This is a genomic window from Streptomyces sp. NPDC048257, assembly GCF_043201855.1.
In the GTDB taxonomy this organism is placed as follows: Bacteria; Actinomycetota; Actinomycetes; order Streptomycetales; family Streptomycetaceae; genus Streptomyces.
In genome coordinates, this window is sequence record NZ_JBICZI010000001.1 from 829,354 (window position 1) to 844,227 (window position 14,874).

Annotated in this window: 12 protein-coding genes; 3 read left to right on the forward strand and 9 right to left on the reverse strand. The window is 72.9% G+C overall.

Annotated elements, in window-relative coordinates; genetic code table 11:
* The first annotated feature begins 414 nt into the window (after positions 1-414).
* Complete coding sequence (locus ACGFZK_RS03865; RefSeq protein WP_393847205.1) at positions 415-708, forward strand: DUF2087 domain-containing protein; 294 nt, start codon at positions 415-417, stop codon at positions 706-708.
* On the opposite strand, the gene ACGFZK_RS03870 is transcribed toward ACGFZK_RS03865, so the two are convergent.
* The 7 genes from ACGFZK_RS03870 to ACGFZK_RS03900 form a co-directional block, all read right to left on the reverse strand.
* Complete coding sequence (locus ACGFZK_RS03870) at positions 681-1,445, reverse strand: metallophosphoesterase (protein ID WP_393847206.1); 765 nt, start codon at positions 1,443-1,445, stop codon at positions 681-683. The genes ACGFZK_RS03865 and ACGFZK_RS03870 overlap by 28 nt on opposite strands.
* Before the next feature lie 68 nt (positions 1,446-1,513).
* Positions 1,514-1,954 (reverse strand): hypothetical protein, encoded by a 441-nt coding sequence (locus ACGFZK_RS03875; RefSeq protein ID WP_393847207.1) that lies wholly within the window; start codon positions 1,952-1,954, stop codon positions 1,514-1,516.
* Between the two features lie 253 nt (positions 1,955-2,207).
* Positions 2,208-3,635 (reverse strand): dihydrolipoyl dehydrogenase family protein, encoded by a 1,428-nt coding sequence (locus tag ACGFZK_RS03880; protein WP_393847208.1) that lies wholly within the window; start codon positions 3,633-3,635, stop codon positions 2,208-2,210.
* 41 nt (positions 3,636-3,676) lie between these two features.
* Positions 3,677-4,084 (reverse strand): thioredoxin family protein, encoded by a 408-nt coding sequence (locus ACGFZK_RS03885; protein ID WP_393847209.1) that lies wholly within the window; start codon positions 4,082-4,084, stop codon positions 3,677-3,679.
* A gap of 168 nt (positions 4,085-4,252) precedes the next feature.
* Positions 4,253-5,692: an aldehyde dehydrogenase family protein gene (locus tag ACGFZK_RS03890; RefSeq protein ID WP_393847210.1), complete on the reverse strand. Its 1,440-nt coding sequence runs from the start codon at positions 5,690-5,692 to the stop codon at positions 4,253-4,255.
* A gap of 152 nt (positions 5,693-5,844) precedes the next feature.
* Positions 5,845-7,044, reverse strand: a complete 1,200-nt coding sequence (locus tag ACGFZK_RS03895) for a thiolase family protein (protein ID WP_393847211.1) — start codon at positions 7,042-7,044, stop codon at positions 5,845-5,847.
* Between the two features lie 291 nt (positions 7,045-7,335).
* A complete protein-coding gene (locus ACGFZK_RS03900; RefSeq protein ID WP_393847212.1) occupies positions 7,336-8,382 on the reverse strand; it encodes a LacI family DNA-binding transcriptional regulator in 1,047 nt (348 codons plus the stop codon).
* 144 nt (positions 8,383-8,526) lie between these two features.
* Here ACGFZK_RS03900 and ACGFZK_RS03905 point away from each other — a divergent pair, with 144 nt between their 5' ends.
* Complete coding sequence (locus ACGFZK_RS03905) at positions 8,527-9,042, forward strand: MFS transporter (RefSeq protein WP_393847213.1); 516 nt, start codon at positions 8,527-8,529, stop codon at positions 9,040-9,042.
* 85 nt (positions 9,043-9,127) lie between these two features.
* Positions 9,128-9,823 carry an alpha/beta fold hydrolase gene (locus ACGFZK_RS03910; RefSeq protein WP_393847214.1) on the forward strand — a complete coding sequence of 232 codons (696 nt, stop codon included), beginning with the start codon at positions 9,128-9,130 and terminating at the stop codon, positions 9,821-9,823.
* Positions 9,824-9,829: 6 nt separating this feature from the next.
* On the opposite strand, the gene ACGFZK_RS03915 is transcribed toward ACGFZK_RS03910, so the two are convergent.
* Positions 9,830-10,822 (reverse strand): helix-turn-helix domain-containing protein, encoded by a 993-nt coding sequence (locus ACGFZK_RS03915; protein ID WP_393847215.1) that lies wholly within the window; start codon positions 10,820-10,822, stop codon positions 9,830-9,832.
* Between the two features lie 134 nt (positions 10,823-10,956).
* The gene (locus ACGFZK_RS03920; protein ID WP_393847216.1) at positions 10,957-14,688 is read right to left on the reverse strand and encodes a S8 family serine peptidase; all 3,732 of its coding nucleotides are present in this window, start codon (positions 14,686-14,688) and stop codon (positions 10,957-10,959) included.
* Positions 14,689-14,874 lie beyond the last annotated feature (186 nt).

The window sequence follows — 14,874 nt, forward strand, 5'->3', positions numbered from 1 at the left end:
GCCCCGGCCGACTGCCGGCAGGGCGGGCGCGGCCTTCAGGGCGAGGCGGCAGTCAAGTGCAACCCCGTTCCGGACCCGGCCCCGCGGTCCCGCCCACCGCCGACAGCGGCTCGGCCGGCCCCGGGTGCAACGGCGCCACCGACAGGGCGGAGCCCAGGACCCCAGCTGACGACGACAGCCAGGAGCAGAGTCTGCACCGGATCCCAGCTTGACCCGGTCCCGCAGGCTCCCGGGCCTGCGGGATGGTTTCTCCTCCGTAGGGGGCAGGAACCGGTCGCGGGGAGGCACTGGCGCGACTACCGATCAGCAGGATGAACGGCCGGCGCTTTTTGCGCGGAAGCCGCCCAGGCAGTCACCCGGCGTCTGGCGGAAATTGCGTTGCCCGCACCGCCGTGCCGGGAGAATCTTCCTCCCATGGCACAGAACACCGAACAGCAGCCCGCCCGCCCCCGGGACGTCAGCGATCTCTTCTCCGGCGGGCGCCTCACCGTGATCCCCCGCAAGGCGGCGCGGCGCGAGCAGTTGCTCGCCCATCTCGCGCAGACCCTCTTCGCGGAGGGACGGGAGTACTCCGAGCCCGAGGTGAACGAGGCGCTGCGCACCGTGCACGAGGACTGCTCCGCCCTGCGCCGCTACCTGATCACCTCGGGCCTGCTCACACGGACCCGTGACGGCCGCGCCTACCGGCGGTCGACGACCACCCGGTAGTGGGTCGTCAGCCGGCCGTCGTCACCGATCAGGTGGAAGGCGACGGCCGGCGGCTCGTCGAGGTGGACGTGCTCGGAGGACCCGGTCGACGCCTCCCACGGCAGCCGGAGGGTGGAGACCACCCCGGGCGCGACCAGCACCGGCCGGCCGGCGAAGGTGGTGGCCGCGGCGGTGTGGGCGTGCCCGCACAGGAACGCGGTCAGGTGCGGATGGCGCTCGGCGAGGGCTGCGAGCCGTTCCTCCCCGAACTGGCGGATCTCGTCCACGTACGGGGTGTGCAGCGCGACCGGCGGGTGGTGGAAGGCGACCAGGACCGGGGTTTCCCGCGGGGTGCCGGTCAGTACGCCGTCCAGCCAGCCCAGGGTGGATTCCTCCAGGAAGCCGTGGTGCGCGCCGGGGACGGACGAGTCGCACACGGCGAGGACGAAGCCCTCGCCGCGCAGCACCTGGTCGACGGGCTCGGTGGAGGGGGACTCCTCCCCCAGCAGGCCGCGGCGGAACGCGGCGCGCTCGTCGTGGTTGCCGGGGCAGACCACCAGCGGGTGGCGCGAGCGCAGCAGCTTGGCGGCCTCCTCGTACTCGGCTTCCGCGGCGTAATTGGCTATGTCCCCGCTGACGAGTACGGCGTCCAAGTCGTGGGGCAGGGCGTCGAGATACTCCATGACGGCGCGGGTGCGATCGGCCGCGCGGCGGTCACCGTCGAGATGGACGTCGCTGAGGTGGGCGATCACGATCACGTGCGGTGTCTCCTTCGTCTCTGGTCGAGAGATGTGGTGGACACATTCAACACGCGGGCCACGGAGGCTCAGGGGTCACTGCGCCGCCGGGCGCGGCGCAGCAGCACCCACCCGGCTGCCGTGAGCACGACGGCACGCCCCGCGAGGGAGGCCACGGCGACTCCGGTCGAGGCGAGCGCGCCGCCGGTGGGGGTGGTGTGCGTACCACCGCCGACCGTGGCGCCGGCCGAACCGCCGCCTACGGTACCGGGGGTGCCGGCGTCGGACCCTCCGGCCGTGCTCCCGGCCGATCTGGCCGATCCGGCCGATCCCGTACCGCCGGCGCTTCCGGTGCTCCCGGTGCTTCCGGTCGTGGCGGAGCCGCCGTCGCCACCACCGCCCGTCGTGGTGTCCGCGGCGGTCACGGTGTGGCTCACCCCGGCGTCGTTGGTGAACTCCGCCCGGTAGCGGTGGCCGTTGTCGGCGGCCGTCGCCGTGAGGATGTGGGTCGGCGAGATCGCGCCCGCCACGGCCCGCCAGGTCCGGCCGGCGTCCGTACTGCCCCCGTGGCCCAGCCGAGAGGGCCCTGGCCTCAGCCCCTAAGGGCTGTCCCGTAATCCCCGGCGGGCGCACGACGACAGCTACGGCACCTCGCTGCGTTGCCGGAACGCCCGAACACGCACAGTATGAGGACGCTCCTCCGCCTTGCGATGCACCGCATCTGACGCCGTGCGCTGATCCACCGGGGATTACGGGACAGCCCTTGGCCGAGGGGCCCGGCCCTCAGCCCCGATAGGTCTCCAGGAGCCGCAGCCAGATCTCGCTGATGGTCGGGAAGGCCGGCACCGCGTGCCACAGCCGCTGGACCGGGACCTCCCCCGCGACCGCGATCGTGGCCGCGTGGATCAGTTCGGCGGCGCCGGGGCCGACGAAGGTGACCCCGAGGAGGACCTCGCGGTCGAGGTCGACGACCATGCGGGCCCGGCCCTTGTACCCGTCGGCGTACAGCCCGGCGCCCGAGACCTTCGACATGTCGTAGTCGACCGCCCGCACCCGGTGCCCGGCCCGCTCCGCCTCGGCCAGCGTCAGGCCGACCGCGGCGGCCTCCGGATCCGTGAAGACCGCCTGCGGGAGGGCGCGGGTGTCGGCGGTCGGCGTGTGCGCACCCCACGGCTCGGTGTCCGGCGAGGTACCGGCCGCACGCGCGGCGATCACCGCGCCCACGATCCGGGCCTGGTACTTGCCCTGGTGGGTGAGGAGCGCTCGGTGGTTGACGTCGCCGACGGCGTACAGCCAGTCGTGCCCCGGCACCCGGCAGGTCTCGTCGACCTCGATCCACTTCCCGGCCGGCAGGCCCACGGTGTCCAGCCCGATGTCCTCGGTCCTCGGCACCCGGCCCGTCGCCATCAGCAGCTCGTCGCCCTCCAGCGTCTCGCCGCCCTCCAGGACCACGCTCACGGGCCCGGTCGAGCCGTCCCGTACGACCGCCTCGACATCCACCCCCGTACGGACCACCGCCCCGGCCTCGCGCAGTGCGTCGGCGACCAGCTCCCCCGCGAAGGGCTCCATCCGCGGCAGCAGCCCGGGGCCCCGTACGAGGACGGTGACCTGCGATCCGAGGGCCTGCCACGCGGTGGCCATCTCGACGGCGACCACCGAGCCGCCCACGATCAGCAGCCGGCCGGGAGCCTCCTTCGCGGAGGTCGCCTCGCGGCTGGTCCACGGGCGGGCCCCGGCGATCCCGGGAAGGCCGGGGATCATCGCGCGGGTGCCGGTGGCGACGACCACCGCGTGCCGGGCCGACAGGATGTGGTGCTCGCCCTCGGGGCTGGTGACGGCAACCTTGCGGACCCCGTAGAGCCGGCCGTGGCCGCGGTAGACGTGGGCGCCGGTCGAGTCGATCCAGTCGATCTGGCCCTGGTCGTTCCAGTCACCGGTCCAGTAGTCGCGGTGCGCCAGCACCGCCGCCGTGTCCAGCGGGCCCTGGACGGCCCCCGCAAGGCCCGGCACCCGGCGGGCGTCGGCCCGCGCCAGGGCGGGGCGCAGCAGCGCCTTGCTCGGAATGCAGGCCCAGTACGAGCACTCGCCGCCCACCAGTTCGCTCTCGACGAGCGCCGTGCTCAGTCCGGCGGCGCGGGTCCGGTCGACGATGTTCTCGCCGGCCGGGCCCCCGCCGAGGACCACTACGTCGTACTCCACCGCTTCAGTCATACGGACCAGTGTCTCCGCCGGTCCGGCCCGGCGGCGGATCATCAGGCCTCCGGCGTGCCGGGTTCCTCCGGAGCGGCGCCCTGGGGGCCCTTCTGCTCCGCGGCGATCTTCGCGCGGACCTCGTCCATGTCGAGGGCTCGGGCCTGCTGGATGAGGTCCGTCAGCGCCGCCTCGGGCAGGGCGCCGGGCTGCGCGAAGATGGCCACCTGGTCCCGGACGATCATCAGCGTGGGGATCGAGGTGATCTGGAAGGCCCCGGCCAGCTCCTGCTGCGCCTCGGTGTCCACCTTGGCGAAGACCAGGTCGGGGTGGGCGTCGGAGGCCCGCTCGTACACGGGGGCGAACTGCAGGCACGGCCGGCACCAGCCCGCCCAGAAGTCGATCAGCACGAACGGGTTCTCGCTGACCGTCTGGTCGAAGTTTTCCTTGGTGAGCTCGACTGTAGCCACGGTTTCCTGACCTCCTGATTGAGCCGTCTGCTCCTTGAACGAACGGCCTGCCCTCCGCATTCCACACCGAAACGGGCAGGGCTTTGACGACCGACCGACGAGAGCGCGCGGCGTGCGTGCGTGCGTGCGTGCCAGGTGACGCGAGCCCGGCCTGACCGGCAAGACACCTTAGAAGGGGTGGTCGGCGGGGGTGCTGCGGGCCGTGGTCCAGCGGAGCTCCGTGAAGGCGTCCAGGTTCGCCTCGCCGCCGAAGCGGGCGCCGGTGCCGGAGGCGCCGACTCCGCCGAAGGGGGCGACGGCCTCGTCGTTGACCGTCTGGTCGTTGATGTGCGCGATCCCGGTCGGGATCCGCTCGGCCAGGTCGAGCCCGCGCGCCGCGTCCCGGGTCACGATCCCGAGGGAGAGGCCGTAGGGGCCCGCCGAGGCCAGCGCCACCGCTTCCTCCTCCGTCGCGAAGGACCGTACGGGTGCGACCGGGCCGAATACCTCCTCGGCGTAGGCGGGGGTGTCGTCGGCGACGCCCGCCAGCACGGTCGGCCGGTAGAAGAGGTCCCGGTACGTGCCGCCGGCGACGAGCTTGGCCCCCTGCGTGGTGCTCGCCTCCACGAGGGCGTGGACGCGGTCGAGCTGGGAGCGGTCGATCAGCGGACCCAGGTGGACCTGTTCGCGGTACGGGTCTCCCACGGCCAGTTCCTCGGCGCGCGCGGCGAGCCGCTCGACGTACTCGTCGTAGAGCGAGGCGTGGACGAGGTGCCGCCCGGCGGTCATGCAGATCTGGCCCTGGTGGAAGAAGGAGCCCCAGGAGGCCTGGGCGACGGCGGCCTCGATGTCGGCGTCGCGGAGCACGACGAGCGCGGAGTTCCCGCCCAACTCCAGGTGGACACGCTTGAGGTGACGGCCCGCCAGTTCGCCGACGGAGCGGCCCGCGGCGGTGGATCCGGTGAAGGACACCGTCCGGACCCGCGGGTCGGCGACCACCGCGGCGCCCGTCCCGGCGCCGCCGGGCAGGACCTGGAGCAGCCCGCCCGGCAGCCCGGCGGCGGCGAGGACCGCGGCGAGGGCGAGGCCGCCGCAGACGGCGGTGCGGCGGTCCGGCTTGAGCAGCACCGCGTTGCCGAGCGCGAGCGCCGGAGCGACCGAGCGGATGGCCAGGATCAGCGGGGCGTTGAAGGGGGCCACGACCCCGACCACCCCGGCCGGTACCCGGCGGGTGAAGGACAGCCGGGGTGCTTCGCTCGGCAGTACGTGCCCGGTGGGGCGCGAGGCCAGCGCGGCGGCCTCGTAGCACTCCTGCGCGGCGACGTGCAGCTCGAAGTCGGCCTTGCCGGGAATCGAGCCGGACTCGCGGACCAGCCATTCCCGCAGCTCGTCGGCGTGGGCGGTGAACAGGTCCCCGGCGCGGCGCAGTACGGCCGCCCGCTCCGGGTGGATGGCGCGCGCCCAGTCGTGCTGCGCCGCGCGGGCCCGTACGGCGGCCTCCGCCACATCGGCGGGCGCGGCGAGGTCGACGGTGGCGAGGGTGCGGCCGGTGGCGGGTTCGACGACCGGGGCGGCGCCGCCGGTGAGGGTGGGTCCGTCCTGCCAGAGCGTCGGGTCGAGGAGCGGCATGGCGCGGGGCCTCCGGGTGGGGATGGGCGGGGGGGGGCGGCAGCACGCGCCATCGTGCCAGACCGGAGGCTCCACTTCTGTTCAGTTATTGGGCAGTTGACACCGAGCAGTGACCGGAAACGATCGACGCGCAGGCGGCAGGGGCGCCGGGGTCAGCGTTCCAGCACGAGTGCGATGCCCTGCCCGACCCCGATGCACAGGGCCGCCATGCCGGTACCGGAGCCGGCCGCGGCCAGCTGGTGCGCGACCGAGCCGGCCAGCCGGGCGCCCGAGGCGCCGAGCGGGTGGCCGATCGCGATGGCACCGCCGCGCGGGTTGACCACGGCCGGGTCGAGCTCCGGCCAGGCGGCCAGGCAGCCCAGCGCCTGCGCCGCGAAAGCCTCGTTGAGCTCGAAGGCGGCCAGATCGGCGAGGCCGCGGCCGGACTTGGCGAGCGCCCGCTGGACGGCGTCGACCGGGCCCAGGCCGAAGAGCTGGGGTTCGATTCCGGTGACGGCGGAGGCGCTGATCCGGGCGAGCGGCTCCCGGCCGGTGGCGGCCAGACCCTCCTCGTCGGTCAACAGCAGGGCCGCGGCGCCGTCGTTGAGCGGGGAGGCGTTGCCGGCCGTGACCGTGCCCGTGCCGTCCGCCCGGAAGGCCGGCTTCAGCCGGGCCAGCGCCTCCGGCGTGGAACCCTCCCGGATGCACTCGTCGCGCACCAGGTCGACACCGGTGTACGGGACGACCTCGTTGTCGTACAGCCCCGCGGACCAGGCGGCCGCCGCCTTGCGGTGACTGTCCAGGGCGAAGGCGTCCTGCGCCTCGCGGGTGATGCCGTGCTTGTCCGCGACGAGCTCGGCGCCCTCACCGAGCGAACCGGTCCACTCCTCGGGCATCCGCGGGTTGGTCATCCGCCACCCGAGGGTGGTGGACCACATCTGCTGGTGCCCGGCCGGGAAGGCGCGCTCGGGCTTCTGGACGACCCAGGGGGCACGGCTCATCGACTCGACCCCGCCCGCGATGGCCACGGAGGCGTCACCCAGCGCGATGGCCCGGGCGGCCTGGATCACGGCCTCGAGGCCGGACCCGCACAGCCGGTTGACGGTGACCCCCGGGACGCTCACCGGCAGGCCCGCCAGCAGCACCGCCATACGGGCCACGTCCCGGTTGTCCTCGCCCGCACCGTTGGCGTCACCGAAGACGACGTCGTCGATACGGGCCGGATCGAGGTCGGGCGTACGGTCCACCAGTGCGCGCACGACGTGCGCGGCCAGGTCGTCCGGCCGGACCCCGGCGAGGGCGCCGCCGAACTTGCCGATCGGGGTGCGGACGGCGTCGACGACGTAGACGTCGCGGACGGTGCGGATGCTCATGGGGTCTCTCCTGGGCGGATCCGTACGGGCGGTGGCGCGTCGGTGGAGGGTCGGCGCCGGTGTGGGGCGCCGGGGCACGCCGCCGGGCACGCCCGGTGGGGCGCGCCCGCAGTCTCCGTCCGCACGTCACCGCCTGTCAACGGCTCCCCGGGGCCGACCGGCCCGACCCGGCCCATGTGACCCCGGGTGCGTGGCCCGGTCCCCGGGTGCCCGGGTGCGTGGCCCGGCCCGTGTGCCCGGGTGCGTGGCCCGGGCACGGGAGCCCGAGCCCCGGCACGGGCGCGGAGACCGTCAGGTCGACTCCCGCTGGATGGCGGCGGCCGCCATCAGGTCGTGCCGCTCGGTGACCTCCGACGGCTCGCGCACGGCGTGGTCCACCAGCGAGGCCAGATGGGCGCCGGTCGGCATCTCCAGTCTCACCGTGCTCAGCCGGGGACGCAGCAGCCGCCCGATGAGCAGGTCGTCGGCGCCGATGACGGCGACGTCCTCGGGAACCCGGAGCCCCTCGTCCTGGAGGGCCCGCATCAGCAGCATCGCGTACTCGTCGTTGTACGCGAACGCCGCATCCAGCCCGAGCCCGCGCCAGCGGGCCGCGAGGGCCGCGGCCGACTCCTCGGAGTAGGCCATCGGGAGGGCCGAGACCTCGGCGCCCGCCACCGAGCGGGCTCCCGCGAGGCGGGGCACGGAGAACAGCTCCAGGCCCTCCTCCTCGGGGACGACCACACCGATCCGCCCGCGCCCGCGCTCGACGAGATGGGCGGCGGCCCGGACGCCGACCTCCTGCTGGTCCATGACGAGCGCGTGCGCCCCGGGCACGCCGACGGGCCCCATGGTGATCACCGCGCGGGCTCCGGCCCGCTTCAGGGTGGCGACGTTGCGCGCGGAAAGGTTGATCTCGCCGAGGGAGATCACGGCGACCGGACGCAGTTCCGCCCATGCGCGTACGGCCTCGTCACCGCTGAGTCCGAGGCTGCCGTACTGCACCACGGTGTAGTCGAGGCGGCGCAGCGCCCACTGGAGTTCGTTGAGGAAGGTGCTGTAGAGCGGCCCGATCGGTACGTGGGAGGTGGGCAGCAGCACGATCCTGGTGTGTCCGGCGCGCAGGCTGCGGGCGGCGGCGTGCGGGACGTACCCGAGTTCCTCGGCGGCCTCGCGGACCTTGCGGCGGGTCGGTTCGCTGATGCGTACGGCTTCCGCGTTGTTCAGCACGTACGAGACCGTCGCGCGCGAGACGCCCGCGAGGCGGGCCACGTCGGCGCTCGTCGGAACGGGGGGCGGCGGGGTGGTCGATCCGGAGGCCGGGGAGGGCGGCTTCGGTGCTTTCGATGACTGAGACATTGCCGTGGCATCTTTCCAGACCGATTACGCCCGGGGGCTGGCGGATGGCCGGAAACGAATGCTACACAGTGGTTACACGAGTCATTGACTCGTGTAACCACGGCGTCACATCGCTCTTCGACCGATGACCGATGTGCCCACGCCGTGTCCCGTCGTGCCGCCGCCCCGTCGCGCTCCGACGCACCCCCGCCGTCGCGACGGGGCGGCGCGCACCCCGTCATCCCTCACCTCCCCCTCCCACTCCCCCCTCACCCACCCCTCAACCCGACCCTGGTCGGCGGATACCTCTCCGACCGGTTCGACCGCCGCAAGCTCTTCGCCGGCGCCTCCGCACTGCTGTCGGCCGTCGCGCTCGTCATCCCGGCGGTGTCGACCAGCTGGGCGGCGATGCTGGCCTTCGCCGTGGTCAACGGGCTGGCCTTCGGCTGCTACATGGCGGTGGACACCGCGCTGGTGACGATGGTGCTGCCCAGGGCCGAGGACGCCGCCCGCGACATGGGCGTACTCAACATCGCCAACGCCGGCCCGCAGATCATCGCGCCGTTCATCGCCTCGGTGATCGTCTCGATCAGCGGTGGGTACACCGCGCTGTTCGTCGTCGCGGCCGTGCTGGCCGTGGCGGGAGCGCTTGCCCTGAAGCCGATCCGCAGCGTGCGCTGACCCGCACCGCACATCCCTGGTCCGTACCGTCGACCGAATTTCGCTGCCAAGAGCTGTCGGAGCCATCAAGAAAGGCAACACCACCGTGCACCTGCACACCCAGACCTGGGGCGAGGGCGACCGCGTCGCCCTCCTGATCCACGGCATGATGGCCGACCACCGGACCTGGCGCCGGGTCGGCCCCGCCCTCGCCGACCGCGGCTACCACGTCATCGCCGTCGACCTGCGGGGCCACGGCGCCAGCGGCCGCGGCGAGTACAGCCCCGCCCTGTACGCGGAGGACGTGGTCGAGACCCTCCCGGTCGGCGCCGAACTCGCCATCGGCCACTCCCTCGGCGGCCTGACCCTGTCGCTCGCGGTGGACCGGCTGCGCCCGGCCCGGGCGGTGTTCTCCGACCCGGCGTGGCACCTGGCCGCCCCCGCCGCAGGCTTCGGTCCCGAGCTGTTCGCGCGGTTCAAGTCGGCAACCAAGGAGCGGATACGGGCGATGAGCCCGCGCTGGGAGGAGGTGGACGTCGACATTGAACTGGAGACCCTGGCGGTCTGGGACGAGCAGACCGCGCTGAGCCTCGCCTCGCTGCTCGGCGCCGACCTGATGCCGCCCGCGCCGGTGGTCCCCTCGCTCGTGCAGCTCGCCGACCCGAGCGCCCTGATCACCGAGGAGCGGGCGCAGCTGCTCAAGAGCCGTGGTTTCGAGGTGCGTTCGGTCCCGGGGGCCGGACACACCATCCACCGGGACGACTTCGACGGATTCATGGCCTCCCTGGAGGGATGGCTCTAGAAAGGTTCAGTGTGGCTCCACCCAGCCGTGCCGGACGGCGTGGGCGCCGAGCTGCATCCGGGTCCGGACTCCGGCGACTTCCATGAGGTGGCGCAGGCGTCGGTGCAGCGTGCGCGGTGAAAGGCCGAGCTGTGTCGCGACCGCCTGGTCGGTCAGGCCGGCCAGAAGGAGCGCGAGGATCCTTCGGTCGAGGTCGGTCGGGCCGTCCGGGCTGCGCTCGGCGGTGGTCTCGGCTTCCGCGCCGGTACCCGACAGTTCGAGCGGGTGGGCGGTGCGCCATGTCGTCTCGAACAGGGCGTCCAACGCGTCCAGCAGGCCGCTGCGGTGCAGCAGCACGGCGCCGGGCTCTCCGTCCGGTGTGGTCGCGAGCGGGACGAGGCCGAGGTCGGCGTCGGCCAGTACCAGTTTCATCGGCAGCTGGTCGGCGACGCGCAGTTGCACGCCGTTGTGCAGGGAACGGATCGCGTCGGTGACGATGCCCGGCTCAGCCAGCGCGGCCCGGTCCAGTATCGCCCGGAAGTGCACGCCACGGCCGATGGCCACGGGTTCGGCCGTGTTCTCGTCGGGCGGCACGGCGACGAACGGCGCGGTGATGAAGGTGCGGACCTGTGTGCGGGCCGCGTGCTGGACCTGGAGGAAGCGGTGCCGGATGGCGTCGACGCCGGTGACGACCTCGATCAGGTCGTGGATGCTGTCCCCGGTCATCGCCGCCCGGTGCTCCTCGGCGAAGGTCACCAGGGCCTGCTCGGCCATGCGCAGCCCGTCCCGGCGCTGGCTGATGAGAGAGCCGAGCGCCATGGCCGGCGGCGCGGCCGTGAACCGCTCATCGGCCGACCTGGTCACCAGTCCCCATCCGACCAGGCGGGACAGGGCGTCGTCCACGTCGCCTCGCGATGCGAGGAGCACGTCCGACAGCAGCGTCGCGGTGGCGTTCGGCCGTCCGAGGAGCGCCCGGTAGACGCGCTCGTCGTCGGGTTCGAGGCCCAGGACATCCAGCATCGGCGACCGACTCCGTTCCGCTTGCCGCAGCGGGGAGAGTATGCGCCATGGTGGCGGATTCCGTGTAGTCGCTGCGGGGAGCGGGTGGGCGGGGGGCCCCGGGCAGTCGCCTGCCCGGGGCCCGGAAGTGCGGTTCATCGCAGGCCGTACGCCCGGATGATCTCGCTCTTGACGCTGTAGCCGCTGTTCGTCTCGGCTCCCGCGCGGACCGAGAGGAAACCGCCGGGCTTCTTCGCCGTCCTGAACGAACCCTTCCAGTAGCCGTCGGCGCCCTTGGCCAGCGTCACCTTCTGCCAGGTGGCGCCGTCGTCGTACGAGACGTCCAGCTTGACCGACTTGACGGTGCCCGGCAGCGTGCTGCCGCCCATCGACACCGGCTTGAGCCTGATCTGCTGGGGCGCGTCGGCCTTGACGTCGCCGTGCAGGTCCGACTCCAGCGCGTAGTCCAGGTTCAGTACCGAGAACCGCTCGAAGAAGTCGGAGTCGACGGTGTCGGACATGAACGTCCACTCGGTGTGGGTGCGCGTCGAGAGCCGGAAGATGTCCCCGGGCCGTTCCGCGTCGAGGACGGCGCGATAGGGCAGGTTGCCCTCCGGCACCTCGATCCACTGCATGTCCGTGCTGTGCGGGTTGTCGTGGATCAGCGTGTCGCCCTGGAAGACCCGCAGGTGGGTCGGCGTCTCTCCCCACGGCAGGTAGCCGCCCAGCCGCATGGTGTCGCTGGCGGAGGCCCATGCCTGCACGTTCCAGGTCATGTGGTTCTGCCAGCGGGAGTTGTACACGCCGAAGGACTCTCCCTGGCCGGGCCGGGTCGCCGGAGCGAACCAGTCCAGGCGGGTGGTGCGGCCCTTGGCGTAGGTGTTGTCGCCCGACACCATCACCCACGGCATGGCACCCTCGACGCCCTGGGCGTGGAACTCCCGCCAGACCTGGCCGGGGGTCACCCATTCGGTACGGGTGCCCGGGTGCCACTCGCGCTCGGGGAGGTTGAACGACGGGTTGAGCGTGAAGTCGGAACGGTAGCCTTCCGCCGCCCCGCCCTCCGTGGCCGAGTAGTAGCGGGCATCGATCCGGGCGAGATCGCCGTGGGCCGGCTTGTAGACCAGGGCCCGGTCCGGCACCTGGCCGGGGTAGTCCCGGGTCAGGTCGTAGACGAAGGGCGTGAACTCGGTCTGCTTCGCGGTCAGCTTGAAGGTGCCGGCCCTGGCCATGGCGATGAGGGTCCTGCCCTCGTCGCGGTGCACGGTGGCGACCGGGATGGCCGACTCGCCGACGTACTCCATCAGGGCGCCGACGCCGTCGTTGACCACGATCAGTGCCTTCGCACCGGCCGCGACCGCTGCCTCGGCGCGCGCCTGCGACGAGACCTCGTCGCTGCGCTCGACGACGACGGCCTTGCCCTTGGCCCTGACCTTCGCGTACGCGGCCGACGCGCCGTTGCCCGCGTAGACCACGTCCAGCCTGTCCGTGGCCGTGCCGAGCGCGCTGCCCGCCTGCACCAGCGCCTCGAAGCGGAGCCGACCGCCCAGCGCGCTCAGGGTGAGCGGCGGTTCGCCCTTGCGCCAGCGGGTGATCAGCATGAACTCGCCCTGCGTCATCGGCTCCGTCGGTGAGACGTAGACGTCGTCGTACGCCGGCGGCACCACGTATCCGCTGCGGAAGTCCGTGAACGCGTCGAGGCCCTTGTAGTGGACGTTGAAGTCGACCTTGCGCTGGCGGTCCTCGGTACGCTGCGGCGCCTCGGTCCGCAGCAGACGCGCCTTGCGGGCGTCCAGCACCACGTCCGCGGAGCGGTCCTTGAGCAGGGTCTCCGGGTCGACCATCACGGCCAGGCCCGACCGGTCCGCGTGCTCGCCGGCCACGTCGAGGTACGCCGCGACGGTGTACGTACCGGGTGCCATGCGCATGGTGGTCTGGCCGTCGACGTACACCGACCACGGCCAGAGGTCGCCGGCCAGGTTGATCGTGGCCCAGCCGGCGGCGGGCTTGCCGTCCCGGCCGACCAGCTTGATGTTCAGGTCGTAGCGCTCCTCCTCCTTGAGCAGCGCCACGGAGGTGCGGGTCACCGGCTTGCCGGTCGTCGCATCGGTGCCTATCACGTAGGCGACGTCCCGGCCGGCCGGGGCGGTTCGCGGGTCACCGGTCACCGGGACGGCGGCGGCGCCGCCCGCCGGAACGGTCACCGTGGTGGCGCCCAGACGGAACGGGCCGCCGTCGCCGGTCAGCGCCAGGTTCAGCCTGACGTCGGAAGAGCCGGGGTTGGTGAAGGTCAGGTCCTTGGTGACGGCGGCGTCGCCCGGCTCGTGCGGCCAGGTGTAGTTGCCGAAGAAGAGCGATCCGGTGCCGCGGACCGTGGTGCGCAGGGCGGCGGCCACGTCGAGACGGCCGGTGCCGACCTCGTACGGCGAGTACTGGTTGCCGAGCCCGTTCGCGGTGCTCATCAGGTGTTCCTTGAGCCGGGCGCCCGTCCAGTCCGGGTGCTGCTGGGCCAGGATCGCCGCCGCGCCGGCCACGTGTGGAGTGGCCATGGAGGTGCCGCTGAGGGTGCGGTAGAGGCCCTCGCCGCCGCTCATCTCCTGCGAGCGGGCCGCGGTGATGTCCACGCCGGGCGCCGCGATGTCCGGCTTCATGGCGCCGGAGTGGGCCAGCGGGCCGGTGCTGGAGAAGGACGCGAGCCGGTCCTGCTTGTCCGTGGCGGCCACCGTCAGCGCCGAGGCGGCCGCACCCGGGGCGGAGATGCTCTCCGGGCCCGCGTTGCCGGCCGCGATGACGAACAGCGTGCCGTACTGCCCGGACAGCGCGTCGACCGTCTGCGACATCGGGTCGCTGCCGTCCGTCGCAAAGGAGTCGCCGAGGCTCATGTTGACGACGTCCGCACCGGACTCGGCGGCCCACTGCATGCCGGCCATGACCCAGGAGTCCTGGCCGGAGCCCTCCGGGCCGCCGAGCACCTTGCCGACGAACAGGTCGGCGCCGGGGGCGACGCCCTTGCCGGCGCCACCGGAGGCGGCGCCCGAGCCGACGATCGTGCCGGCCACGTGGGTGCCGTGCCCGTTGACGTCGGTGACGGCCTCCCCCGGGACGAAGCTGGCCGTGCCGTCGATCAGGCCGGCGAAGTCGGGGTGGTTGACGTCGATGCCGGTGTCGAGCACCGCGACTTTGGCGCCCTTGCCGGTGTACCCGGCCGCCCAGGCCTCGGGTGCGCCGATCAGCGGCACGCTCTCCTTCAGGTTGGCCTTCACGCGACCGTCGAGCCACAGCTTCGCCACTCCCGCGCCCAGCGTCGCGCTGCCCTGCGGCGCGACGTCGGTCCAGAAGGTGCGGGCCTGCCGCTTCTCGGTACTGAGTGCGGCGCCGCGGATGCCCTTGAGGTCGCGGGTCAGCTTGCTGCCCCGGGGGGCCGTCGGCCGGCCGGCCGAGCGGGAATTCGCCTCGGTGTACGTCGCGATCAGCGGCACCGCGGCCGACTTCGCGTCGTCGTAGCCCATCTCGATCAGGTCGGTCACGTTGAACAGCCGTCGGTCCAGCTTGTCGGTGCCGAGCAGCGGCACCGCCTCGTCCGGGATGACGAACAGGTCACCTTTGATCTGCTGGACCTTGACCCCGCCGACGGCGCTCTGCGGGCGGCGGACGTCGGCGCTCTGCCGGCCGTCGGCCATCGTGGTGACGGTGACGACATCGCCGGTGACCAGAGTGACCTTGTGGGTCGCCGAGGGTTTGGCGGGAACGGTGGGCTTGCTCGGAGCGGCTTGGGCGGGCGCTTGCAGGACCGCGACCCCGGACGCCAGCAGCGGCACCGCGGTGGCGGCCGCGAGCAGCTGCCAGCGCCTGCGCCGGAAGGCGGGAACTTGGGAGGGAGAGGACATGCCATGGGTCTATCGGCCCGGCAACGCCGACGTGAAGGCCTGCCGACGGCAAGTCCTCGCCATGGCAAGGACTTGCCAGCCGAGAACCGTGCGAATGCGGGCAAGGGACTCGGCCATGCCGAGCGGGGGTTGATCCAGCCGTGCGGTGACAGTCCGGGACACGAGGGTCGAGCCCAGTGGTGTCCG

Coding starts and splice junctions, on each gene's coding strand:
- ACGFZK_RS03880 (WP_393847208.1), bottom strand. CDS start 3,635: ATGACTGAAGCGGTGGAGTACGACGTAGTGGTCCTCGGCGGGGGCCCG.
- ACGFZK_RS03900 (WP_393847212.1), bottom strand. CDS start 8,382: ATGTCTCAGTCATCGAAAGCACCGAAGCCGCCCTCCCCGGCCTCCGGA.
- ACGFZK_RS03895 (WP_393847211.1), bottom strand. CDS start 7,044: ATGAGCATCCGCACCGTCCGCGACGTCTACGTCGTCGACGCCGTCCGC.
- ACGFZK_RS03865 (WP_393847205.1), top strand. CDS start 415: ATGGCACAGAACACCGAACAGCAGCCCGCCCGCCCCCGGGACGTCAGC.
- ACGFZK_RS03915 (WP_393847215.1), bottom strand. CDS start 10,822: ATGCTGGATGTCCTGGGCCTCGAACCCGACGACGAGCGCGTCTACCGG.
- ACGFZK_RS03920 (WP_393847216.1), bottom strand. CDS start 14,688: ATGTCCTCTCCCTCCCAAGTTCCCGCCTTCCGGCGCAGGCGCTGGCAG.
- ACGFZK_RS03890 (WP_393847210.1), bottom strand. CDS start 5,692: ATGCCGCTCCTCGACCCGACGCTCTGGCAGGACGGACCCACCCTCACC.